The 21,693-nt window shown below is 61.0% G+C and carries 22 protein-coding genes and 1 pseudogene; 11 read left to right on the plus strand and 12 right to left on the minus strand.

Annotated features, from left to right (window positions below):
* Positions 1–176 precede the first annotated feature (176 nt).
* Positions 177–1,043, plus strand: coding sequence for a CAP domain-containing protein (locus tag F8N49_RS11580; RefSeq protein ID WP_110645578.1), 867 nt, complete (start codon positions 177–179; stop codon positions 1,041–1,043).
* Between the two features lies 1 nt (position 1,044).
* On the opposite strand, the gene F8N49_RS11585 is transcribed toward F8N49_RS11580, so the two are convergent.
* Both F8N49_RS11585 and F8N49_RS27895 read right to left on the minus strand, forming a co-directional pair.
* Positions 1,045–1,848 carry an OBAP family protein gene (locus F8N49_RS11585; RefSeq protein ID WP_122751044.1) on the minus strand — a complete coding sequence of 268 codons (804 nt, stop codon included), beginning with the start codon at positions 1,846–1,848 and terminating at the stop codon, positions 1,045–1,047.
* Positions 1,849–1,944: 96 nt separating this feature from the next.
* The gene (locus tag F8N49_RS27895; RefSeq protein ID WP_024013301.1) at positions 1,945–2,112 is read right to left on the minus strand and encodes a hypothetical protein; all 168 of its coding nucleotides are present in this window, start codon (positions 2,110–2,112) and stop codon (positions 1,945–1,947) included.
* 177 nt (positions 2,113–2,289) lie between these two features.
* On the opposite strand from F8N49_RS27895, the gene F8N49_RS11595 reads away from it, so the two are divergent.
* Positions 2,290–2,718, plus strand: coding sequence for a nuclear transport factor 2 family protein (locus tag F8N49_RS11595; RefSeq protein ID WP_151551486.1), 429 nt, complete (start codon positions 2,290–2,292; stop codon positions 2,716–2,718).
* 68 nt (positions 2,719–2,786) lie between these two features.
* On the opposite strand, the gene mqo is transcribed toward F8N49_RS11595, so the two are convergent.
* Positions 2,787–4,433: a malate dehydrogenase (quinone) gene (gene mqo / locus F8N49_RS11600; RefSeq protein ID WP_151551488.1), complete on the minus strand. Its 1,647-nt coding sequence runs from the start codon at positions 4,431–4,433 to the stop codon at positions 2,787–2,789.
* A 529-nt stretch (positions 4,434–4,962) separates the two neighbouring features.
* Here mqo and F8N49_RS11605 point away from each other — a divergent pair.
* Positions 4,963–5,394, plus strand: a complete 432-nt coding sequence (locus F8N49_RS11605; protein ID WP_016775147.1) for a nuclear transport factor 2 family protein — start codon at positions 4,963–4,965, stop codon at positions 5,392–5,394.
* Between the two features lie 167 nt (positions 5,395–5,561).
* Here F8N49_RS11605 and F8N49_RS28585 read toward each other — a convergent pair whose 3' ends face one another.
* Together F8N49_RS28585 and F8N49_RS28590 are read right to left on the minus strand one after the other, a co-directional pair.
* Positions 5,562–6,425 carry a methyl-accepting chemotaxis protein gene (locus F8N49_RS28585; protein WP_371915139.1) on the minus strand — a complete coding sequence of 288 codons (864 nt, stop codon included), beginning with the start codon at positions 6,423–6,425 and terminating at the stop codon, positions 5,562–5,564.
* Positions 6,420–7,196: pseudogene (locus F8N49_RS28590) on the minus strand (MCP four helix bundle domain-containing protein); the annotation flags it as partial. The pseudogene F8N49_RS28590 and the gene F8N49_RS28585, both read right to left, overlap by 6 nt.
* 222 nt (positions 7,197–7,418) lie before the next feature.
* On the opposite strand from F8N49_RS28590, the gene sodC reads away from it, so the two are divergent.
* The gene (gene sodC / locus F8N49_RS11615) at positions 7,419–7,940 is read left to right on the plus strand and encodes a superoxide dismutase family protein (protein ID WP_016775149.1); all 522 of its coding nucleotides are present in this window, start codon (positions 7,419–7,421) and stop codon (positions 7,938–7,940) included.
* A gap of 4 nt (positions 7,941–7,944) precedes the next feature.
* On the opposite strand, the gene F8N49_RS11620 is transcribed toward sodC, so the two are convergent.
* Entirely contained in the window at positions 7,945–8,598 is a 654-nt protein-coding gene (locus F8N49_RS11620) for a DUF2238 domain-containing protein (RefSeq protein ID WP_151551493.1), read from the minus strand.
* 161 nt (positions 8,599–8,759) lie between these two features.
* On the opposite strand from F8N49_RS11620, the gene F8N49_RS11625 reads away from it, so the two are divergent.
* Both F8N49_RS11625 and F8N49_RS11630 read left to right on the plus strand, forming a co-directional pair.
* Positions 8,760–9,074: a DUF2388 domain-containing protein gene (locus tag F8N49_RS11625; RefSeq protein ID WP_016775151.1), complete on the plus strand. Its 315-nt coding sequence runs from the start codon at positions 8,760–8,762 to the stop codon at positions 9,072–9,074.
* Positions 9,075–9,154: 80 nt separating this feature from the next.
* Entirely contained in the window at positions 9,155–9,556 is a 402-nt protein-coding gene (locus tag F8N49_RS11630) for a hypothetical protein (protein WP_178116965.1), read from the plus strand.
* Here F8N49_RS11630 and ligD read toward each other — a convergent pair whose 3' ends face one another.
* Positions 9,557–12,208: a DNA ligase D gene (gene ligD / locus F8N49_RS11635; protein WP_151551498.1), complete on the minus strand. Its 2,652-nt coding sequence runs from the start codon at positions 12,206–12,208 to the stop codon at positions 9,557–9,559.
* A 132-nt stretch (positions 12,209–12,340) separates the two neighbouring features.
* Positions 12,341–13,078 (minus strand): tellurite resistance TerB family protein, encoded by a 738-nt coding sequence (locus F8N49_RS11640; protein ID WP_151551500.1) that lies wholly within the window; start codon positions 13,076–13,078, stop codon positions 12,341–12,343.
* Between the two features lie 260 nt (positions 13,079–13,338).
* Between F8N49_RS11640 and pcsA the strand changes: the two genes are divergently transcribed.
* Entirely contained in the window at positions 13,339–14,061 is a 723-nt protein-coding gene (gene pcsA / locus F8N49_RS11645; protein WP_016775154.1) for a phosphatidylcholine synthase, read from the plus strand.
* Between the two features lie 134 nt (positions 14,062–14,195).
* Here the strand turns inward: pcsA and F8N49_RS11655 are convergent, their stop codons facing one another.
* From F8N49_RS11655 to F8N49_RS11670, 4 genes are all read right to left on the minus strand, one after another.
* Complete coding sequence (locus F8N49_RS11655; RefSeq protein WP_151551502.1) at positions 14,196–15,008, minus strand: class I SAM-dependent methyltransferase; 813 nt, start codon at positions 15,006–15,008, stop codon at positions 14,196–14,198.
* Between the two features lie 163 nt (positions 15,009–15,171).
* Complete coding sequence (locus tag F8N49_RS11660) at positions 15,172–16,383, minus strand: cytochrome c biogenesis protein DipZ (protein ID WP_151551504.1); 1,212 nt, start codon at positions 16,381–16,383, stop codon at positions 15,172–15,174.
* Positions 16,384–16,470: 87 nt separating this feature from the next.
* The gene (locus F8N49_RS11665) at positions 16,471–16,893 is read right to left on the minus strand and encodes a hypothetical protein (protein WP_151551506.1); all 423 of its coding nucleotides are present in this window, start codon (positions 16,891–16,893) and stop codon (positions 16,471–16,473) included.
* 33 nt (positions 16,894–16,926) lie between these two features.
* On the minus strand, positions 16,927–17,190 hold the full coding sequence (locus tag F8N49_RS11670; protein ID WP_016775158.1) for a DUF2790 domain-containing protein: 264 nt from the start codon (positions 17,188–17,190) through the stop codon (positions 16,927–16,929).
* 297 nt (positions 17,191–17,487) lie between these two features.
* On the opposite strand from F8N49_RS11670, the gene F8N49_RS11675 reads away from it, so the two are divergent.
* From F8N49_RS11675 to F8N49_RS11690, 4 genes are all read left to right on the plus strand, one after another.
* Positions 17,488–18,228: a response regulator gene (locus F8N49_RS11675; RefSeq protein ID WP_151551508.1), complete on the plus strand. Its 741-nt coding sequence runs from the start codon at positions 17,488–17,490 to the stop codon at positions 18,226–18,228.
* Positions 18,225–19,535, plus strand: coding sequence for a HAMP domain-containing sensor histidine kinase (locus F8N49_RS11680; RefSeq protein ID WP_122508009.1), 1,311 nt, complete (start codon positions 18,225–18,227; stop codon positions 19,533–19,535). Before F8N49_RS11675 ends, F8N49_RS11680 begins: the two co-directional genes overlap by 4 nt.
* Positions 19,536–19,685: 150 nt before the next feature.
* Positions 19,686–20,732: a class I SAM-dependent methyltransferase gene (locus tag F8N49_RS11685; protein ID WP_151551510.1), complete on the plus strand. Its 1,047-nt coding sequence runs from the start codon at positions 19,686–19,688 to the stop codon at positions 20,730–20,732.
* A 54-nt stretch (positions 20,733–20,786) separates the two neighbouring features.
* The gene (locus tag F8N49_RS11690; RefSeq protein WP_122691889.1) at positions 20,787–21,629 is read left to right on the plus strand and encodes an NAD-dependent protein deacetylase; all 843 of its coding nucleotides are present in this window, start codon (positions 20,787–20,789) and stop codon (positions 21,627–21,629) included.
* The last annotated feature ends 64 nt before the right edge of the window (positions 21,630–21,693 follow it).

Here is a 21,693-nt window from a genome sequence, read left to right on the forward strand (position 1 = left end):
AGTACGCCGTAAGCGCGATGTGGGAGCGAGCCTGCTCGCGAAGGCAGCGGTTCGAACAACAGCAATTCAATTGCATTTGCCGCCACTGAACCAAGTCCAAAAAACCCAGTCCTATCCGCGCCGCCACACACGGCTCCCTCACTCTAGCGCTGTCCCCTTTCAGAGCTGTCCGTCCCATGCGCCACGCCGTTCGTTCGTCTCGCTTCGTTTCGCTGTGCCTGCTGAGCCTGTTCCCCTTTTTCACTGAATCCGCCCACGCCAGTGCAGAGCGCGAACTGGTGGCCGCCATCAATGATTACCGCGCCCATCCGCAACGCTGCGACCGCCGCCCTGCGCAGCGTCTGGCGCCTTTGGCTTTGAAATCGAATCTGGCCTTGCCGATCGGCTATCGCTACGGCGGCGGCATGCGCGAGGCGTTGAAGTCTTCCGGCTATTCAGCAATCACGGTGCGCAGCATCCGCATTATCGGAGCCGAAGACGCCGACGAGGCCTTCGATCAGTTGCAGAGCGATTATTGCGGCGCCTTGCTGGATGCGAACTACGCCGACATCGGCGTCAGCCATTCGCGCAATCAATGGCAGGTGGTGCTGGCGCAACCGGTGCTCGACAGCCGCGTCGGTGACAACCGCAGCGTCGGCAAGGCGCTGCTCGCCGAGGTCAACGCCGCCCGCGCCCGGCCGCGTATGTGTGGCCGCCAGCGCTTTGCCGCCGCGCGGCCGTTGAGCTGGAACGCCGCCCTCGGCGCAGCGGCTCAGGGCCACAGCAAAGCCATGGCTTACGGCAATTATTTCGCCCACCGCGATCCCGACGGTGACATGCCGGCCGACCGCGCCCGTGCTGCCGGTTATCGCGGCCGCCAGGTCGGGGAAAATATCGCTGCCGGGCAAAGCTCACCAGGCAAAGCCATGGCCGGCTGGCTGGCCAGCCCGGGCCACTGCGCGAACCTGATGAACCCGATGTTCACTCAGGTCGGCGCCGGCTTCGCCAGCGAAGCGCGCAGCGACGACGGCGTTTACTGGACGATGCTGTTCGGCGCGCCGTAAATCACGGCTGACTCCGAGCATTCTCATCGCTTGCCGTGGCCGGGCGCGGCATGACGTGTTGATGGCCGGTCGGGTCGTTGAGCTGGATGACATTACCCTTCTGCCACGCATCAGCCCCCGTTGCGACAGGCGCCGGTTTGATCTCGGCGCGGGCCTTTTTCTTTTCGGCGCTATCAATGCCCAGACGCTGATCGCGCTGGCGGACCATTTGCGCATCGGCCTGACCGTCAGCGGTAAAGCCCATCATCAGCTGCGGCACGCCCAGCGGCAGTTGCTTGTCCTGATCGGTGTGCCAGGTGTGCCAGGTCTTGCCGTAGGTATTGGCGAGTTTTTCCATCAAGCGCGTTTCTGCCACTTGCGGAATGCCCGGCGCGACCAACTGGCCAGAACTGACTTCGTGAGCGTGGCTGTGCCACAGGGCTTTCTCTATTGCCGGCAATTGCGTGAACAGGCGCTGGCTGATGATGTATTCGACGCCCATCAGTTTGGCTTCAGCGGTGTTGCCGTCGTAGATCACGCACTGGAACACTTCTTCGTTGAGCGCCGAGCAGTAGTGGTGCGCTTCCATCTGCGCGCCGGGATGACCGTTGTAAAAATGGAAACCATCGAGGTACATGTTCAACGCGCGAATTGGCGGCTTGTCCTGCAACCACTGCGCGCCGACTTCGAGCATTTCCGTGTCGGACGCCTTGGCCTGGCCGGGCGTCTGCACCGGCGAATCGGTGTTGCTCATGGCGCAACCGGTCAACGCGGCGACCATCAAACCTATGGGAACCCAACGTCCCTGTGAGGTTGTCGTACGCATGTTTCACTCCTCGAACTGTCAGTGACGGGCGCGTGCTGGCCCTGTTCTGCAACTGAAAGCAGGAGATCGGCAGAGTTCGAAAAAGCTGCGTGCGGATCAGACTGGAGAGATCGTCGCCAGCACGCCGATCAGAATGGTCAAGGTCAGAAAGCCGCCGAGAAAAATCGCCATCTTGTACATGTTGCGCTCCTTGAGGCTGGGTGTGCGGTGCACCGGACGCTGCGGGATGAGGTCGGAGGGTGATTGGCCGCACTGCCGGGGCATTCTGAGCCTGTGGCTGTACTGAATACAGAGGCAGATGAAACAGAAAAATACGGATCAGATGCGCATCTGATCCGCTTCGGGCATCAAGCGGTATTCAGGCTGAGACTTGAGGATCCACTTTCGACGCGGTTGATCTACAGTCATTGCCGACCAACAACAATAAAAACCGGAGTGACCATGCCCGACCTCGCCTTGCAGCCCAACGTCGCCGCGTCCCTTGAGCGCTGGCACGCGATGATCCGCAGCGGCAATCTCAAAGCCCTGCCCGAATTGCTCGATCCGCAAGCTGTGTTCCGCTCGCCCATGGCCCATACGCCCTACCCCGGCGCGCCGGTGGTGGCGATGATCCTCAACACCGTGTTCGAAGTCTTCGAAGATTTCGCCTATCACCGCGAGTTGGCGACGGCGGATGGCCTGAATGTGATTCTCGAATTCAGCGCCAGGGTCGGCAGCAAGGAACTCAAGGGCATCGACATGATTCGCTTCGATGAGCACGGCAAGATTGTCGAGTTCGAAGTGATGGTGCGGCCGCTGAGCGGGTTGCAGGCACTGGGCGAAGAAATGGGTCGGCGACTCGGTGCTTATCTCCCGTCTGCAAAAGCCTGAATCCACCCTGCATAAAAAAACCCACTGACCGTCGCCGGTTCAGTGGGTTTTGTGTGTCAGGGTTCTGCTTACAGAGCCATGTCACGTGCAGCGTTTTCCTTCGGCGCTACGGCTTTGTCAGCCGCAGGTGCCGCCGGAGCAGCTACCTGACCGATCGCTGGAGGCGTCGGCAGTTCGAGGATTTTCGCGGTGTAAGCCCACTCTGCAGCCACTTTGGCCGGATCGCTGTTCAGCTGGGTGCCATAGCTCGGCACGATCTGGTGCAGCTTGGTCTGCCACTCAGGGGTTGCGACTTTGTCTTTGAAGACTTTCTGCAGCACGCTCAGCATGATCGGTGCAGCGGTCGACGCGCCTGGCGATGCGCCCAGCAGGCCGGCGATCGAGCCGTCTTGCGAAGCAACGATCTCGGTGCCCAGCTTCAGCACGCCACCAGCGGCTTCATCACGCTTGATGATTTGCACGCGCTGGCCGGCTTGCCACAGGCGCCAGTCTTCGGCTTTGGCGTTCGGGAAGTATTCCTTCAGCGCGTTCAGACGGTCTTCATCCGACAGCACCAACTGACCGGCAAGGTACTCGACCAGCGGGTATTCCTTGATGCCGACCTTGGTCATTGGCCAGATGTTGTGGGTGGTGGTGCTGGTCAGCAGGTCGAAGTACGAACCTTCCTTGAGGAACTTGGTGCTGAAGGTCGCGAACGGGCCAAACAGAATGACGCGCTTGCCATCCAGAACACGGGTGTCCAGGTGCGGAACCGACATCGGTGGCGCGCCAACCGAAGCCTTGCCGTAGGCCTTGGCCAGGTGTTGCTCGGCAATCGTCGGGTTCTCGGTCACCAGGAACGAGCCGCCAACCGGGAAGCCTGCGTATTCCTTGGCTTCAGGAATGCCCGACTTCTGCAGCAGGTGCAGAGCACCGCCGCCAGCGCCGATGAACACGAACTTGGCGTCGGTTTCGGTCTTGCTGCCGTCCTTGAGGTTTTTGTAGCTCACACGCCAGGTGCCATCGGCGTTCTTGGTGATGTCTTCGACTTCGCTCGACAGTTTCAGATCGAAGTTTGGTTTGGTTTGCAGGTGAGCGGCGAACTGGCGGGTGATTTCGCCGAAGTTCATGTCCGTACCCAGCGGGCTCCAGGTGGCCGCGATTTTCTGGTTCGGGTCACGCCCTTCCATCATCAGCGGTACCCACTTCTTGATCACAGCCGGGTCTTCGGAGTACTGCATGCCGGCGAAGAGCGGGCTCGCCTGCAGGGCTTCGTAGCGCTTTTTCAGGAACTTGATGTTGTCATCGCCCCACACGAAGCTCATGTGCGGTGTGGTGTTGATGAACGAGCGAGGGTTCTTCAGCACGCCCTGCTGAACCTGCCAGGCCCAGAACTGACGGGAAACCTGGAACGCTTCGTTGATCTCGACAGCTTTCGGGATCGTTACGTTGCCCTTGTCGTCTTCCGGGGTGTAGTTCAGCTCGGCAAGAGCCGAGTGACCGGTACCGGCGTTGTTCCAGCCGTTGGAGCTTTCCAGGGCGACGCCATCGAGGCGCTCGACCATTTCCATCGACCAGGTCGGTTCCAGCTCATTGATCCACACACCCAGGGTGGTGCTCATGATGCCGCCGCCGATCAGCAGGACGTCAACTTTCTTGGCTTCGGCAGCATTGGCAGACGACATCCCCATCGCCAGAGCCAGACCGAGCAAGGCTGTGTTCACTTTCTTAAACATCTGTTGCACCTATGATAAAACGCCTTCCGCCCGTCGTTGTTATCAGTCTGCGTTGCGCTTTGCTGACGCTCAGGCTGGCGTCGCGCAATCCGGCACACTTCAATATTGACGGGTGGGCACACAAGGCCGATATGTGGCATCGACCTCAGTAAATGTCCCTTCTGAACTGACTTCTTATCGTTATTGGCTTCAGCTGCTTGAGCGACAGGGATCCCGTCGGCCCGCCCGAAAGGCCAGCCAACCGAATTAGGTCAAAGCAAATTTGGCGCGGAGAATATCACGTCAGGGCGAACCCGCGCGTCTGTTCCCGACTTGAAAGTCTTTTTCCGCTCTGGGGCTTATCGGCCATGGGCCACCAAACATGACCGTGATCAGGCATCGGCCTGCAAAGTTTTTTGCGCGATACGCATCGCAACTTGATAAATCAGTGCGAACGGCTCGTTGTTCAAGCAGAAAATAACCTGCTACGTTGTACGATGACTGATGAACTAAGCCAGTCATCCCGACCCAATAACAACAAGGAAACAACATGACCAAATCCCGCCTCCTCATCGGTTTGTTCTGCGCCTTCAGCGCCTGCGCCATGGCCGCCCCTGCCCCGGCGGAAAGAGAAGTCGCCCAAGCAGTTGATCACCTGACTCAGGCGATGCTGCATAAAGACATCGCCGAGTTGAACGCTCTGACCGCGCCGAACCTGACCTACGGCCACTCCAGCGGCAAGATTCAGGACAAGCAGGAATTCATCGCCGACATCGAAACCGGCCGCAGCGCATTCAAGACCCTGGAGATGCAAAAGCAGACCATCACGATGTCCGGCGATACCGCATTAGTGCGCCACCACTTCTCCGCACAGGCGTTGAAAGGGACCGAGGTGATTCCGACCGAGATCGAGAATTTCCAGATCTGGCAGAAACAGGGTGGGAAATGGTTGTTGGTGGGGCGGCAGGCGTTCAGGTTTTGATTAAGGGAACATTGGCCTGATTCAGTGTTGCCCGAGCTGGCCTCATCGCGGGCAAGCCCGCTCCCACAGTGGATGATGGTGTACACACCGTTGCATTCACAACATCAGACCCTGTGGGAGCTGGCTTGCCAGCGATAAGGCCGTGATAGACACCAGTCCTACCGCTATCACAACCGAAACCGATCCACCGACTGCGCCAACTGTCCCGCCAGATTCGATAATTCATCGGTAGTCGTCGCCGTCTGCCCGATCACCCGGCTATTGCCCTCGCTCATCCCCGCAATCATTTCCACCTGATGGGCGATTTCGTTGCTGGCCATACTCTGTTCGCCAATCGTGCGGGTGATGTCATTCACCAGTTGCGTGGTGCTGAGCGTCGCATCGAGGATCTCGCGAATCGCCCGCTCGACTTCCGCCGTCACCGCCATGCCCTTGTCGACCTGCGCCACGCCCGCCTCCATGCTGCTAACCGCCTCGCGCGTGCTGTTCTGGATGCGCGCGACCATGGCGGCGATTTCCTGGGTCGAAGCGCTGGTGCGTGCGGCCAGACTGCGCACTTCATCGGCGACCACGGCAAAACCACGGCCCTGTTCACCCGCCCGCGCTGCCTCGATCGCAGCATTGAGGGCCAGCAGGTTGGTCTGGTCAGCGATGCTCTTGATCACCTGAATGATATTGAAGATTGCCTCGGATTCCTGATCCAGCGTGCGGATCACCTGCGCCGACTGCTGTGCCGAGCGGGCGATGTCGTCCATGTCGCTGACCACTTGATGAATCACCCCGCCACCCTCCTTGGCCAGGTTTTCGGCCTGATTGGCCATGCTCAGGGCACGTTCGGCGTGGCGGGTGATCTCTTCGATGCTCGCAGTCATCTGGCTGGCGGCGGCCGCCATGGTGCCGGCGGCAACGCTTTGCTGCTGGCTGCTGTCGGCGACCTGATGGCAGCCCTGGCTGAGCTGCTCGCTCATGCCACTGACGCCGTGAGCGTTGCGCCGGACCACGTCGATCATGTTGCGCAGATCCCGCTGCATGGTCGCCAAAGTGCGGATCAAAACGCTGGCTTCGTCCTTGCCGGCGGGCTCGATAATCGGTTCGCTGAGATTGCCATGGGCAATGCTTTCGGCGATGCGGCTGGCGGACTGCAGCGGCCCGAGGATGCTGCGCATCACCCAGCGGCCCTGGACCAGCAGCAACAACAGGCTGGCGATCAGCACCACACCAAGGGCCAGATTGGCATTGCGAATGGCTGCTTCGGTGCCTTCGCTGGTCTGTCGGGTGTTGCTTTCGATCAACTCGCTGAGCGCCGCCATCTGTTCTTCGAGCTGGCTGAACGCGGTATTGAACGTGCCAAGCTGTTGCTGGGCGGCATCCGGATTGTCCAGCGCCACGCCGACGATCTGCTCGGCGGATTTGATGTAGGTATCGAGGCTCGGCTTGATCTGCTCCAGCGCCGTGCGCAACTGCGGGTTGATCGGCAGCTTCAGGTTGTCATCCAGCACTTCACGAAAATGCCCGGCGTGCTCGGTGAGCGAATCGCGCACCTCGGTGGCGGTGGCGGTGCTTTTGCCCAGGCCGACCAGCATCGCCGAATAGACATCGGCGCGCAGGGCGTCGTGCATCATGTCCGCTTCCATGTGATTGCGCAGCGCGCTCATGCTCACCGTGTTATCGCCGACCGCCGTGGCCATCCGCAGATTGCCCACGTAGCTGACCAGACTCACGATCAGCGCCGTCAGCAGGCTGGTCGCAATCAGCAACACCAAACGCAGTTTGATCGACACCGTGGAATCTCCCGTGGGCACGCTGGATTGCGCTTGTCGGATTTCAGTTAAGCCTATGTGCAGGGAACTGCCGACACAGAGCGTATCGGCTGATGTCAGCGGCGACTTGAATCCGGCAAAACTTTTCAAACGCGAACCCGGTCACACATTGCAGCGCCGCTGGATAATGCCTTCATCGCCGGTTAACCCCGGCAGGCTATCAATCCAGCGCTTCGAACATTCATGCAGCTGAAGGAAACGCTTATGAAACGCGCACTGTGGTTTGGTCTGCTCGGCACGTTGGCAATCGGCACCGCACAGGCAGCAACGGAGAAAGTCGCAATCAATCTGGTCAGCGCCGACGGCGCGCCGCAGGCGATCGGCTCGGTAACAGTCAGTGAGACGCCATATGGCCTGCTGTTCACACCCGACCTGAAATCGTTGCCGGCCGGCATTCACGGTTTCCATGTCCATGAAAACGGCAGCTGCGAAGCGGGCACGAAGGATGGCGTCAAAGGCGCCGCACTGGCGGCTGGCGGACACTTCGATCCGGCGAAAACCGGCAAGCACCTTGGCCCTTATGCCGATGGGCATCTGGGCGATCTGCCGGCGGTGTATGTGACGGCTGATGGTGTCGCCAACTACCCGGTGCTGGCGCCGCGCCTGAAGAAAATTTCCGAGATCAAGGGCCACGCCCTGATGATTCACGCTGGCGGCGACAACCATTCCGACATGCCCAAGCCACTGGGCGGTGGCGGCGACCGCATGGCCTGCGGCGTGATCTGATCCTTCAGCGCGGCGCTCGACGCCAGCGCGTCAACACCAGCAAGGACAGCCCGGCGCCGAACAGCGCCAGGGCCATGTCCTTCTGCGAATCCCACGGATCATTCTGCGCACCGACGAAGGCTTGGCCAGTGTCGTCGCCCAGGTAAGCGCCGCCGATCCATTCGATCAATTCGTACAACGCCGACGTCGCCAGCACTACATTCAGGGTCAACAGCGCCAGCCACGCGCCACGCAACGGCGTCAGGCGCAGCAGCACTTCGCGAATCGGCCAGACCAGCAGCAATCCATAGCTAAGGTGCACCAGCCGATCATAGTGATTGCGTTCCAAGCCAAGAACTTTGTTGACGCTGACCCCGGTCAACAGCGTGCCCCACTGATCGTACGGCACCCGCGAATAGGTGTAATGCGCGCCGACTTCATGAATGCACAGAAAGGCGAAGAGCATCCCCAGCGACAGCGTCGACAGGCGAAAACGCCGATGCGCCAGCAGTAGGGCTAACACCAGCGCCAACGCCAGGACATTTTCCAATAGCCAGTCGACGCGGCTGCGCGGGAACAGGCCGAGCGCGATGGTCAGGCAGACAAATCCAGCGAGCAAAAGCGCTTCGATTCGCGTATCTGCCGGTTGGGCAACGTTGTCGCTGACTCTGACGAGCATGGGTCGATTCTCGGCAATACAGGCAAGCGGTAGACCCTTGCCGGTTTTGCCCGGTTCCTCGCCGCTACGTTTTTGCGGCCTACGGAACTCCCGCGCGCCGTTCACCTCTGAGGTTATGTAGTCCCTTCCCTTTTTGCTTAGCGCTTGTGGAGGAACACGTCATGCGCAAGTTAGTCCTGATTTCTTCTCTTATGCTTTGCCTGCCGGTCGGTTCGGCGCTGGCCCGCGTTGACGCGGGTGACGTCGCCACCTCGGCAGGTGTCTCCGCGTCGCTGTACTCGACCTTCAAGGACGACAAAATGGTCATTCCGGCCCGTGACGACGTGTCTGCGTTCGTTGCCAGCGGCGGGGCCATTCGTGGGGTTTATCTTGAGTCGGTACTGCAACAGGTGCGTCAGGCCAACCCTGGCTTGAACGCCAGTGATGAAGACCTGGCTAACGCCATTCTCGTGCAATACGAAGGCGTGCAGCAGTAGTCACGAGGGACGCAGCGGCCGATGGACGGCCGCTGAGTGCGCATAGGCAAACATGTCCGACGGCCTCTATGATGGAGGCCATGACGACGACCGTGCCCTTGCGCTCACCCTGCCCTCCCGGCGCCTGCATCTGCGGGCGCGATCCGTTGCTGGAAACGCCCGGCGCGGATTTGCGCATCCTGCGCCTGACTCGTGCCGAGGAAAAAATCCTCCTGGCGCGCTTGGAACAACTCAAAGACCTCGCCGACCTCAAACGCCTGCAACAGCGCATGTACGAGCAGTTGGGCATTCGCGTCGACGTAGCCCCCGGTTTTAACGAAGTCCGCACCATGCGCGGCATCGCCATTCAGATCGACGAGCTGCCAGGCCTGTGTCGCAAGATTCGCGCGGCAATTCCGGCGGCGATTCGCAAGGGCCTGGAAAACCACCCGCAAATCGCCTTCGAACTGCTCAACGCCCACGACTTGCTGCGCGACACCTGATCACTTTTTCATGCCGACGCGTTTGCGCATCTCGGCGGTGATGGTCTGACGGGTTTTCTTCATGTCCGCCCAAGGCTCATCACCGACTTCGGTCAGACGCTCGTGAACGTTGTAGATGTTCCAGTGATTACCGCCCTTGATTTCAGCGACTTCCTCTCGGTACAGCGGCACCGACACCGGCATGCCTTCCCGCGCGCGTGCGGCGTAGGCGCAAATGGTGGTGGCGCCGAGGCCGTTGCGCAGGTAATCGATGAAGATCCGCCCGACGCGGTTTTTCGGCCCGGACACCGCTGAAATACGATCCGGCAGCAACTTGGCCATGTGGCTGACGATGGCGTGGCTGAAGTCCTTCACTTCGTCCCAGCCATGCTTGCGGGTCAATGGCACCACCAGGTGAATGCCTTTGCCGCCGCTGGTTTTCAGGAAGGCTTTAAGGCCCAGCTCATCTAGCACAGTGAGGGTCAGCGCGGTGGCTTCAACCATGCTCTTCCATGGCAGCGCCGGATCCGGGTCGAGGTCGAGGACGAAGCGATCAGGCTTGTCCAGATCCACCTTCGTCGCGTTCCAGGTGTGCAGCTCGACGGTACTCATCTGCACCGCGCCGACCAGCGCTTCGGGATTGTTGATCATCATCACTGGCTGGCCGGTGATGTCCTTGTCTAGTGCAGTAATCCCCGGGATAGCCAAGCGTTCGGCGTTCTTTTGGAAAAACAATTCGCCGGCAATGCCGTCCGGTGCACGCACCAACGCCACGGGGCGATCCTTGAGTTGCGGCAGGATGTATTCAGCGACACTGGCGTAGTACTGCGCCAGTTGCATTTTGGTCGTGCCGCTGACCGCGTCAATCACCCGATCCGGATGGGTGATGCGTACCTTGCCGCCGGCCAGTCCTGATTGCGACGGTGCGGTCTCGGCTTTTTTGCTGGCGGCGGTTTTCTTTGTCGGCTGCTTGTCGGCGGTTTTGGTCTGTTCGGCGGTTTTGGCCTTTTCGGTTTTTTCGTTTTTTTCGGTCTTTTCGGACTTGGCAGCTTTCACAGGCTTCGCTCGCTCCTCGGTAATGTCCTTGGCCGGTTTGTCATCGCGCAAACCATGGAACACGGCGTGGCGCACCGAGCCGTCCTTGGTCATCTCGGCGAATGCCACTTCGGCCAGCAGTTTGGGTTTGAGCCAGTGCACGCCTTTGGCCTCGAAACCGCTGGGTGGATTGACCACTGCGGCGCTTTTGGTCTGCAACGGCTTGAGTTGGGCGAGGATGCTTTTCAATGTGGTTTCGTTGAACCCGGTGCCGACCTTGCCGGCATAGCGCAACTCGCCGCTGTCACGGTCGTGCAGGCCGAGCAGCAAGGCACCGAAAGCACTGCGCGCACCTTTCGGATCGGTGTAGCCGACGATGACGAATTCCTGGCGATGCTTGCATTTGAGCTTGATCCAGTCGCCGCTGCGCCGCGATACATATGGCGAACCGAGGCGTTTGCCGATCAGGCCTTCCATCTGCATCTGGCAAGCGCTGTTGAGCAGCGCGTCCGGGGTTTCTTCGAAGGCTTCGGAGAAGCGCAGCGTTGAGGATTCTTTCTGCGCGCCGAGGATGGTGCTCAGCGCGGCGCGGCGTTCTTCCACCGGCACATCGCGCAGGTCGACGCCATTCAGATACGGCACGTCGAACAGGTAATAAACAATGTTGCCGCTGCGCCCGGCATCGAAGGCATTCTGCAACGCCTGAAAATCCGGCACGCCTTGCTCATTGGCCACGACCATTTCACCGTCGAGCCATGCCGATTCCAGACCCAACGCCGCCAGTGCCTTGGCCTGCTGCGGGAGTTTGTGCGTCCAGTCGTGGCCATTGCGGGTGAACAGCTGCACCTCATCGTGATCGATCCGCGCCATGATCCGGTAGCCGTCGAACTTGATCTCGTAGCTCCACTGCCCTTCGGGTGCGCTGTCGACCAGCGTCGCCAGTTCCGGCTTGATCAGTGCCGGCAACTTGGCCTTGCGCGCGCCGGTGAGCTGCCCGGACGCCTGCTTGCGCGGCTTGGCCGGGGCCTTTTTCACCGGTTTGGCCTTATCGGCGGCAGCCGCCGATTTGCCAACAATCGTGCGCTCGCTGAGCACGCTGTCGGGCTCGGCGACCAGCACGTCGAAATCATCCTGCGGTCGCGCGGCGTTGTCCTGATGCTTGATCAGGAACCATTGTTCTTTCTTGCCCGGCATGTGCGTGCGCACCAGATTCCACACGCCGCCGAGCTTCTCGCCTTGCAGCTCGAACTTGAGCCGCCCCTTGGCATAGGCCTTGTGCGGATCCTCCAGCGGAATCCACACGCCGCGATCCCAGACGATCACATCACCGGCGCCGTAATGCCCCTCGGGAATGCTGCCTTCGAACGTCGCGTAATCGAGCGGATGATCCTCGACATGAATCGCCAGACGCTTGACCGACGGGTCCAGCGACGGCCCCTTCGGCACCGCCCAGCTCTTCAGGGCGCCGTCGAGCTCGAGGCGAAAGTCGTAATGCAGGTGCGAAGCGTCGTGCTTCTGGATGCAGAACTGCAAGGCATGATCCTTGGCCGACTTACGGCCCGAGCGCTTGACTGCGGCCGGCTCCGACGTCGCGGAAAAATCACGCATGCGGTTGTAATCGTCGAGGTTCCTGTTCATGAGCACACCGATGGCAGACGGGTTCTGTTATGCAGAAGAGCAACTCGGCGGCGGAAAAATTCAATCGAGGTAAAAAAGCCCCGGACGGATGGAGCGGCCGGGGCTGGCAGTGTCAGGGATTTTTACAGCGGGTCAGGCTTGCCCTTTCGCCTGCTGTTCCAGATGCACCTGCAGATCCGGATCGATCTGTAAGGCTGCGGCCAGCTCATCGAGATAGCTGCGTTCGGCGTCCTGTTGATCGTCTACCAGCATGACGCTGGCCAGGTACATTTCGGCGGCTACGGCAGGATCGCCGTCAGCGGATTGCGCCACTTCCCCGGGATCCAGCGGTTTGGCGACTTCGGCGTCGAGCCATTGTTGCAACTGCGGGTCGGCGGTGTGTTTGCCGATTTCGCTGCTGATGAGGTGTTTTTCCGCTTCATCGATGCGGCCGTCAGCCTTGGCGGCGGCGATCAGGGCGCGCAGCACCGCGTGGCTGTGGGTTTCGATTTGCGGGCCGGCGAGCAGGTCGGCGGTTTGTGGCAGTTCTTGCGGCGCGTTGCTGGCCTGGCTGCGTTGCCAGGCTTGGTACGCCTGGTAGGCCATCATGCCCAGCGAAGCGAGTGCGGCGTAATTGGTCCCGCCGGAACGGCTTCGGCTGCTGCCACCGAGGGCGCTTCCCAAGCCGCCACCGCCGAGCAGGCCACCGAGCAAACCACCCAGACCGCCGAGGCCACCCGAAGCAGTCGCACCACCCGCTCCAGTCTGACTGCCGCCGCCCAACAGGCCACCGAGCAATCCGCCCAGACCGTCACTGGCCGAAGCGCCACGCTGTTGTCCCGCCGAGGCCTGGCCTCGCAGCAGTTGTTCAAGCAAATCGCTGGTATTCATGACGTTATCCTCCGAGGCCCCGGCCTGATTGCGTCTGGCAACGATAGACCGACGCAGCCATAGCGCCAGCACCGTTGGGCTGACGCCGGGTCACCGATGAAATCGCACCCGAGAAATTTTCCGCGAGCCAGCTAAGATTCATGGGTGGTGAACCTTATCCCGGCCAAACCGGTCGATAGCTGCAACCCGACCCGGTTTGCCGACGCCCTTTCTGACGATGGGCGATACCCGGCTTGCTTCACTTTCTGGAGAACGCCCCCGTGATATCCACCGTACACATCGCCAGGCTCAAAGCATGGGGCGCCCATGGTTTTACCGCGACTGGCGTTGTCACCGCCTTCCTCGCCACCCTCGCCCTGCTGGAAAACCAGCCGATTCATTGCCTGATGTGGCTGGGCGTGGCGCTGATCGTCGACGGCCTCGATGGCGCACTGGCGCGCAAGGTCAATGTGCAATCGGTGCTGCCGAGTTTCGACGGTTCGATCCTTGATCTGGTCATCGATTACCTGACTTATGTATTCATCCCGGCACTGTTTATCTACCGCTACATTCCCCTGCCCGATTACACCCTGTTGCTGACGGTGTCGGTGATTCTGGTGTCGTCGCTGTTCTGTTTCTGCAACGTCAACATGAAGAGCAAGGACAACTATTTTGTCGGCTTCCCGGCGGCTTGGAACGTGGTTGCGCTGTGCCTGTACATCATCGGCCCGGGGCCGTGGATCACCTTTCTCACCGTGATCGGTCTGGCATTGCTGACGGTGACGCGGATGAAGTTCCTGCACCCGTTTCGCGTGCGGCGTTTCATGCCAATCAATATCGCGGTGACGGCGATCTGGCTGTTGTGCAGTCTGTCGCTGGTGCTCAATCACCCGGTGATCAATCCGCTGGTAATGGGCTTGTGGTTGCTGATGTCGGCTTATTTTCTGGGGATCTGCATCTGGCGCACGGCGCTGGAGTGGTTTGATCGCAGCCATTTGAAATAAGCACATTCCCCTGTGGGAGCGAGCCTGCTCGCGAATGCGGTGGTTCCATCAACATAAAGGTTGGCTGGCACACCGCTTTCGCGAGCAGGCTCGCTCCCACAGAGATCTTCATCGATCAGGAGATCCGATGTGGACTAGCGCTTGGTAATCACCACCTCCAGATATTCGCTCGGCACCACCAGCGACGCCTCCCCCGCCCGATTCGAGCGATTGAGCAGCTCTGTCAAATCATCCTCCAACGCCTGCCCGGCCTCCGCCGACAACACCGCAAAAGCCTTGTGCACCGGCCCGTACCAGTGGCGAAAGATGTCAATGAAATGCGCCGCCGAGCGGTAGCGGAAGTTGAAGTGGCTGCGGGTCACGCGCACGACAAAATCGCGATCATCGAAATGCTTGTGCAGCCACGCATCCGAGCCCCAGTTCGATGGCGGCTGAGCAATCGCGGGCGGTGGCAGATGCTGGCCGAGAATCTTGAACATCTGCCCGACGAAGCCCTCCGGCGTCCAGTTCGCCATACCAATCCGCCCGCCCCGACGACAGACCCGCCCCAGCTCATTAGCGGCGCTGACCTGGTCAGGCGCGAACATCACGCCGAACGTCGACAAAACAGCGTCGTAGCTTTCATCGGGAAAAGGCAAAGCCTCGGCATCGGCCACCTGAAAAATCACCTCCAGATGTTCGGCCCGGGCGCGATCCTGACCACGCTCCAGCAGTGCCGCGACGTAATCGGTCGAGGTCACCACACAACCGCGCCGCGCCGCTGCCAGGGTGGCGTTGCCGTTACCGGCGGCGACATCCAGCACCTGTTCATCACAGCGCAGATCGCAGGCCTCGGCGAGGCTTTCACCGACGATCTGCAAAGTCGTGCCGATCACGGCGTAGTCGCCACTGGCCCAAGCGACTTTCTGACGTTCCTTCAGGGCAGTGAGATCAATCGGGGTACTCATGACAGCGAGCTCCGTGGCAGAGAGAAAGCACAGGCTGCGACGCGGACCGTGCTTGGTCACTATCGCGCCGAGGCTGCCCGGCGTCCCTGTCAATCGTCCGGCAACCCCGTAAACCGGGCACTTTGCCGATGAGTGGTGAAGATTTGTCAAGCGCATGAAACACTCAGGCGGCCGGTGCCTTGGCCTCTTCCAGCAACTGCTTGATCATCTGCTCCTGCTCGGCATAGCGACCTTCACCGAAGTGGCTGTAACGCATCTGGCCCTTGGCGTCGATCAGGTAATGCGCCGGCCAGTATTGATTGTCGAAGTTGCGCCAGATCGCATAGTCGTTGTCGATGGCTACCGGGTAGGTGATGCCGAGTTTTTTCACCTGATCCTTGACGTTGTTGATGATGCGCTCGTAGCCATACTCGGGTGTGTGCACGCCGATCACCACCAGGCCGTCCTTCTCGTATTTCTTCGCCCAGTCTTTGACGTACGGCAGGGTGTGCTGGCAGTTGATGCAGTCGTAGGTCCAGAAGTCCACCAGCACCACTTTGCCGCGCAGGGATTCGGCGCTGAGCTGCGGTGAATTGAGCCATTGCACAGCGCCCGACAGCGACGGCATCGCGCCCCGGGCCTCGTCCATCATCGAATCGGCGCGGACCTTGCTGACGAAGTAGTCGACCACTTTCGGCACGTTTTCCAGGACGTTTTTCTCGACGCTGGCCACGCCCTCCGAAGACGTATTGGCGAGCAGGGTTTTGTCGGCGCCCGTCGAGATCACCGCGACCGTAGCAAGCACCGCAACCCCGGCACCACGGCGCAACCAGCCGCTGAACGGGATCGACGGTTTCAGCCGATTGATCAGACCGCGCCCGGCAAAAATCAACGTGCCCAGCGACAAGGCACTGCCGACGCCGTAAGCCAGCAGCAACAGGCTGGTCTGGGCATTGGCGCCTTGCAACATCGCGCCGGTCAGAATCACCCCAAGGATCGGCCCGGCACAGGGCGCCCACAACAGGCCGGTGGCGACACCGAGCATGATCGAGCCCATCGGTCCGGCACGTTTACGCGTGTCCTGATCGAGACGATTGCCGAGCGCAACAAACGGCCTGGTCAGCCAGTCACCGACGCGGGCCGAGATCAGCGACAGGGCGAACAGGGCCATGACCAGCAAGGCGACGTGGCGGCCAGTGTTGCTGGCCTGAATCACCCACTCGCTGCTGACCACGGCAAGGCTGGAGATCAGCGCAAAGGTCAGCGCCATGCCGGCGAGAGTCAGGAAGATCGAGGAACGGGTACGGTTGGCGCCAGCGAACAGAAACGGCACCACCGGCAGGATGCACGGACTGAGAACGGTCAGCAGACCGCCGAGAAATGCAATGAGGTACATAAGGGGTCACCTTGGAATGGGGGCTGGGCACACAACCGGGCAGCGAGGGAAACGCCCCTCGCTAGCTCGCTTTATTTACGCCGTGGCTCATGCAGTCTGGCCGTCGAGCAACTGCCCTTGAGGCGTGCGACTGGTACCGTTTTCCGCGACCAGTTGGCCTTGCGGTGTACGGCTGGAACCATTAGCGGCGACCATCTGGCCTTGCGGTGTACGGCTCGATCCGTCAGCGGCGACCATCTGCCCCTGCGGTGTGCGGCTGGAACCATCAGCGGCAACCATCTGGCCCTGCGGTGTGCGGCTGGAGCCGTCAGCGGCGACCATCTGCCCCTGCGGTGTGCGGCTGGAGCCGTCAGCGGCGATCAAGGCATCGCTGCCCTCCTTCGCCACGGTGGTCAGCTGGAAGCAGGTGCTGCTGGCGCAACTGCTCTGCTCCACAGCACTGTTGGCGTGGGCGGCGGCACCGGTGAAGGCGAAGGCTGCTGCGGTCAGAAAGCGCGAGACGTTGTTCATGGCAAAACTCCTTGCAGAAAAAGTAGGGATGACTCAGTTCTGGTTGTTGCAGCCGTCAGCGAATTTGCTGTAATCCAGCTCGCGGGTTTTGCCGGCGGAATCGAGGTAGGTCATGCGCGCCTCGGTGATGCCGCAGGTCACCGAGGTGTCTTCGGTCATCGACAGCACTTTCTGGATATCCAGATGGGTGCCGTAGGTGTAGGTTTGCCGGCTGACGTCAGCTTCGGCGTGGGCCGACAGGGTGCAGATGTTCAGAGCGGCGAACAGGCAGGCGGCGAATACGGATTTGTTGTTCATGGTGTAGTCCTCAAGGCTTCAGTGGGTTTGAGCCGAGGCGGTGTGTGTGTGCCTCGATGGAGCCTATTTGAGGCCTTCGAGGTATCGCGTCTGTGTCAGGAAAGGACGAGAATCACTCGTTGTGTATCCCTGCAGTGTGTAGATACAGAGCGATACAAAACCCCGAAAAAATCGTGATTTTGCGTCGGTGTGTATCCGCCGCTGCGGCAGATACACTGCAATACAAAGGCAGGCAGGCGTGCGGTCTACGGCGCTATAGACTGCACGGCATTCCCCCTTTGACAGAGGCTTGAACCGATGGAACATGTCGATCACATTCTCATCGTCGACGACGACCGCGAGATCCGTGAACTGGTAGGCAACTACCTGAAGAAAAACGGCCTGCGCACAACAGTGGTCGCCGATGGCCGGCAGATGCGCAGCTTCCTTGACGCCAACACCGTCGACCTGATCGTGCTCGACATCATGATGCCCGGCGACGATGGCCTGCAGTTGTGCCGCGAATTGCGTGTAGGCAAACACAAGGCCACGCCGGTGCTGATGCTCACCGCGCGCAACGATGAAACCGACCGCATCATCGGTCTGGAAATGGGCGCCGACGATTACCTGACCAAACCTTTCGCCGCCCGCGAGCTGCTGGCGCGGATCAATGCCGTATTGCGCCGCACGCGTATGTTGCCGCCGAACCTGGTGGTCACCGAAGCCGGACGCCTGCTGGCGTTCGGTCGTTGGCAGCTGGACACCTCGGCCCGGCACCTGCTCGACAGCGACGGCACCATGGTTGCCCTCAGCGGCGCCGAATACCGCCTGCTGCGGGTGTTCCTCGACCATCCGCAACGGGTGCTCAGCCGCGATCAACTGCTCAATCTGACCCAGGGACGCGAGGCCGATCTGTTCGACCGTTCCATTGATCTGCTGGTCAGTCGCCTGCGTCAACGCCTGCTGGACGATGCCCGCGAGCCGGCCTATATCAAGACCGTGCGCAGTGAAGGTTATGTGTTTTCGCTGCCGGTCGAACTGCTCGGGACGTCGGCATGAAACTCAAGCTGCAATGGCCGCGCACCCTCGCCTCGCGCCTGTCGCTGATCTTTCTGATCGGGCTGATTCTGGCGCAGGGTCTGTCGTTCGGCGCGCAGTATTACGAGCGTTACCAGAGCGCGAAAAGCACCATGCTCGGCAACCTCGAAACCGACGTCTCGACGTCGATGGCGATCCTCGATCGCCTGCCCGCCGCCGAACGCGAGGCCTGGCTGCCGCGTCTGGCCCGGCGCAACTACGGCTACCTGCTCAATGAGGGCGAACCGGGCATGCCGGTGACATCGGCTGAAAAGTCCGTCGCGATTGCCTCAATTACGGCGGCCATCGGCGACACTTATCCAATCGTGTTTACCGAAGTTCCCGGTGGTCCGAGACAACACTTCCAGGGCCACCTGCGCCTGAGCGACGGCAGCCCGGTGACCATCGATATCCGCCCGGCGATGGTGCCGTTGTCGCCGTGGTTGCCGGTGGTGCTGCTCGGCCAACTGGCATTGTTGATCCTCTGCACCTGGCTCGCCGTGCGCATCGCCATCCGTCCCCTCACCCGCCTCGCCAACGCCGTGGAAACCCTCGACCCCAACGCTCACCCGATCAAGCTCGACGAGCACGGGCCGACCGAAGTGGTCCACGCGGCACGGGCGTTCAACGCCATGCAGACCCGCATCGCCGCCTACCTGAAAGAACGCATGCAACTGCTCGCGGCGATTTCCCACGACCTGCAAACGCCGATCACCCGGATGAAACTGCGCGCAGAATTCATGGACGACTCGGTCGAGAAAGACAAACTGAGCAGCGATCTGGGCGAAATCGAACATCTGGTGCGCGAAGGCGTGGCCTACGCCCGCAGCGTGCACGGCGCCACCGAGGAGAGCCGGCGTACCGATCTTGACTCGTTCCTCGACAGCCTGGTCTTCGACTATCAGGACATGGGCAAGGACGTGCAGCTCGGCGGCAAAAGCAAAGCGGTAATCGAAACCCGCCCGCAGGCCCTGCGCCGGGTGCTGGTGAACCTGACCGACAACGCCCTGAAATTCGCCGGCGCCGCGCAATTGCAGGTCGAAGCGCAGGGCAACAGCCTGTCGGTGAAAGTCCTCGATCGCGGCCCGGGCATCGCCGAGGCCGAACTGGCGCAGGTGCTGGAACCGTTCTACCGCGTGGAAAACTCGCGCAATCGCGACACCGGCGGCACCGGCCTCGGACTGGCGATCGCCCAGCAATTGGCGTTGGCGCTCGGTGGCTCGCTTATGTTGAGCAATCGTGAAGGTGGCGGATTGTGCGCTGAACTGAAGTTGCCGCTGCCACGCTGAGAAAAACACCGACTAGACTCATTCATTACCCAGTCGAGGGGGCCGCAGGACGTCTGCTGTGCCCTGCCCCAATCCGTGACCACCGCCCGGTGGCGCCTGCCTCGACATTCAACGCCGCCGGACGGTGATCCTGTTTCAGGAGCACACGTGATGAATGAGGCGAAGCTCAACGAATTCATGGGCAAACTGGTCAACGACATGGGCGGCGCGGCGATGCTGGCCAATGTCATCGTCGGCGAAGAACTCGGTCTGTACCGGGCAATGGCCGACAGCCAACCGATCAGCCCCGAAGCCCTCGCAGCCAAAACCACCTGCAATCCGCGCCTGGTGCGCGAATGGCTCAGCGCCCATGCCGCATCGGGCTATATGGAACACCTTGACGGTCAATTTCGCTTGCCTGAAGAACAGGCACTGGCGCTGGCCGTGGAGGATTCGCCGGTGTACGTCGCTGGCGGTCTCGGCGTGGTGGCGTCGTTTTTCCATGACAAGGACAAACTGGTCAAGGCCATGCGCGGCAATGGCGCCTTGTCGTGGGGCGATCACCATCCGTGCATGTTCAGCGGCACCGAACGTTTCTTCCGCCCCGGCTACAAAGGTCACCTGATTGCCGAATGGCTTCCGGCCCTGGACGGCGTGGTGGCGAAGCTGGAACGCGGCGCCAAAGTTGCCGACATCGGCTGCGGCCACGGCGCCTCGACGGTGATCATGGCCCAGGCGTTTCCGAAATCGCAGTTTGTCGGCTTCGACTTCCATGCGCCGTCAGTCACCGTCGCCACGCAACGCGCCGAAGAAGGTGGCGTGGGCAATCGCGCCGGATTTTTCGAGGGCACGGCGAAAAACTATCCCGGCGGCGACTACGACCTGATCTGCTTTTTCGACTGCCTGCACGACATGGGCGACCCGGTCGGCGCCGCTCGCCACGCTTATGAGTCGCTGAAAGATGATGGCACGGTGTTGCTGGTCGAACCGTTCGCCAACGACAAACTGGACGACAATCTCAACGCGGTCGGGCGCCTGTTCTACGCCGCCTCGACGTTTATCTGCACGCCCAATTCGCTGTCCCAGGAAGTCGGCCTCGGGCTCGGTGCGCAGGCAGGGGAAATGCGCCTGCGCAAAGTCTTTGTCGAGGCTGGGTTCAAGCAGTTCCGCCGCGCCACGCAAACGCCGTTCAATCTGATTCTGGAGGCGCGCAAGTAACCCGTGCGGATCGCATGCTAACCTGCGGGCACTGCCCATTCTGGAGTGCTGAGCATGCTCGATAGCCCGATCCGCGAACATCTCGATACGCTGTTGCAGGCCATGGCCGACGATAAATTCCTGATATTGACCGGCGCCGGCATCAGCACGCCATCGGGCATTCCGGACTATCGCGACAGCGATGGCGTGCGTCGTGGGCGGCAGCCGATGATGTATCAGGAGTTTCTCGCCGCCCCGGAATCACGCCGGCGTTATTGGGCGCGAGCGATGCTCGGCTGGCCGCGCGTGCGAAAGGCCCGACCGAATGCGGCGCATGAGGCGCTGGCGACATTGCAACAGCGTGGCCGGATAAGCGCTTTGATCACGCAGAACGTCGATACCTTGCACGATCAGGCCGGCAGCCACGATGTGATCGAACTGCACGGCAGCCTGCATCGAGTGCTGTGCCTGGATTGCGGGCAGCGCAGCGAGCGCGACACGATCCAGCAGCAGATGGAGACACACAATCCCTACCTGAGTGGTGTTGATGCGGTGCAGGCGCCGGATGGCGATACCTTGCTCGACCCGGCATTTGAAGCGCGCTTTCAGGTACCGCAGTGCCCGCATTGCGCGGGTGAGCGGATGAAACCGGATGTGGTGTTTTTCGGCGAGAACGTGGCGCAACCGACGGCCGCGCGGGCGCTGGCCGCCGCCGAGAATGCGGCGGGGTTGCTGGTGGTGGGATCGTCGTTGATGGCGTATTCGGCGTTTCGCTTGTGTCGGGTGATTGCCGAGCGTGGCAAGCCGTTGATGGCGATCAATCTGGGCAAGACCCGGGCGGATGATCTGCTCGATTTGAAGATTGAAGGGTCGTGTGAGGAGCTTTTGCCGTGGTTGGTGGAGGAGCTTGATCGGTGAATTTTCGAGTATTGCGCTCGACTTGAGATTTGCCCCTCACCCTGGCCCTCTCCCGAGGGAGAGG

The organism is Pseudomonas sp. GXM4, assembly GCF_008923895.1.
In the GTDB taxonomy this organism is placed as follows: Bacteria; Pseudomonadota; Gammaproteobacteria; order Pseudomonadales; family Pseudomonadaceae; genus Aquipseudomonas; species Aquipseudomonas atacamensis.

Excerpts from the sequence above, each read along its gene's own strand:
- F8N49_RS11660 (WP_151551504.1), bottom strand. The coding sequence starts at position 16,383 with ATGTACCTCATTGCATTTCTCGGCGGTCTGCTGACCGTTCTCAGTCCG.
- F8N49_RS27895 (WP_024013301.1), bottom strand. The coding sequence starts at position 2,112 with ATGCCCCGGCAGTGCGGCCAATCACCCTCCGACCTCATCCCGCAGCGT.
- F8N49_RS11630 (WP_178116965.1), top strand. The coding sequence starts at position 9,155 with ATGACGACGACCGTGCCCTTGCGCTCACCCTGCCCTCCCGGCGCCTGC.
- F8N49_RS11670 (WP_016775158.1), bottom strand. The coding sequence starts at position 17,190 with ATGAACAACAAATCCGTATTCGCCGCCTGCCTGTTCGCCGCTCTGAAC.
- F8N49_RS11585 (WP_122751044.1), bottom strand. The coding sequence starts at position 1,848 with ATGCGTACGACAACCTCACAGGGACGTTGGGTTCCCATAGGTTTGATG.
- mqo (WP_151551488.1), bottom strand. The coding sequence starts at position 4,433 with ATGTTTAAGAAAGTGAACACAGCCTTGCTCGGTCTGGCTCTGGCGATG.
- F8N49_RS11675 (WP_151551508.1), top strand. The coding sequence starts at position 17,488 with ATGGAACATGTCGATCACATTCTCATCGTCGACGACGACCGCGAGATC.
- F8N49_RS11605 (WP_016775147.1), top strand. The coding sequence starts at position 4,963 with ATGACCAAATCCCGCCTCCTCATCGGTTTGTTCTGCGCCTTCAGCGCC.
- F8N49_RS28585 (WP_371915139.1), bottom strand. The coding sequence starts at position 6,425 with ATGCAGCGGGATCTGCGCAACATGATCGACGTGGTCCGGCGCAACGCT.
- ligD (WP_151551498.1), bottom strand. The coding sequence starts at position 12,208 with ATGAACAGGAACCTCGACGATTACAACCGCATGCGTGATTTTTCCGCG.
- F8N49_RS11685 (WP_151551510.1), top strand. The coding sequence starts at position 19,686 with ATGAATGAGGCGAAGCTCAACGAATTCATGGGCAAACTGGTCAACGAC.
- F8N49_RS11580 (WP_110645578.1), top strand. The coding sequence starts at position 177 with ATGCGCCACGCCGTTCGTTCGTCTCGCTTCGTTTCGCTGTGCCTGCTG.
- F8N49_RS11655 (WP_151551502.1), bottom strand. The coding sequence starts at position 15,008 with ATGAGTACCCCGATTGATCTCACTGCCCTGAAGGAACGTCAGAAAGTC.
- F8N49_RS11680 (WP_122508009.1), top strand. The coding sequence starts at position 18,225 with ATGAAACTCAAGCTGCAATGGCCGCGCACCCTCGCCTCGCGCCTGTCG.
- F8N49_RS11640 (WP_151551500.1), bottom strand. The coding sequence starts at position 13,078 with ATGAATACCAGCGATTTGCTTGAACAACTGCTGCGAGGCCAGGCCTCG.
- F8N49_RS11625 (WP_016775151.1), top strand. The coding sequence starts at position 8,760 with ATGCGCAAGTTAGTCCTGATTTCTTCTCTTATGCTTTGCCTGCCGGTC.
- F8N49_RS11690 (WP_122691889.1), top strand. The coding sequence starts at position 20,787 with ATGCTCGATAGCCCGATCCGCGAACATCTCGATACGCTGTTGCAGGCC.
- F8N49_RS11595 (WP_151551486.1), top strand. The coding sequence starts at position 2,290 with ATGCCCGACCTCGCCTTGCAGCCCAACGTCGCCGCGTCCCTTGAGCGC.
- F8N49_RS11620 (WP_151551493.1), bottom strand. The coding sequence starts at position 8,598 with ATGCTCGTCAGAGTCAGCGACAACGTTGCCCAACCGGCAGATACGCGA.
- F8N49_RS11665 (WP_151551506.1), bottom strand. The coding sequence starts at position 16,893 with ATGAACAACGTCTCGCGCTTTCTGACCGCAGCAGCCTTCGCCTTCACC.
- sodC (WP_016775149.1), top strand. The coding sequence starts at position 7,419 with ATGAAACGCGCACTGTGGTTTGGTCTGCTCGGCACGTTGGCAATCGGC.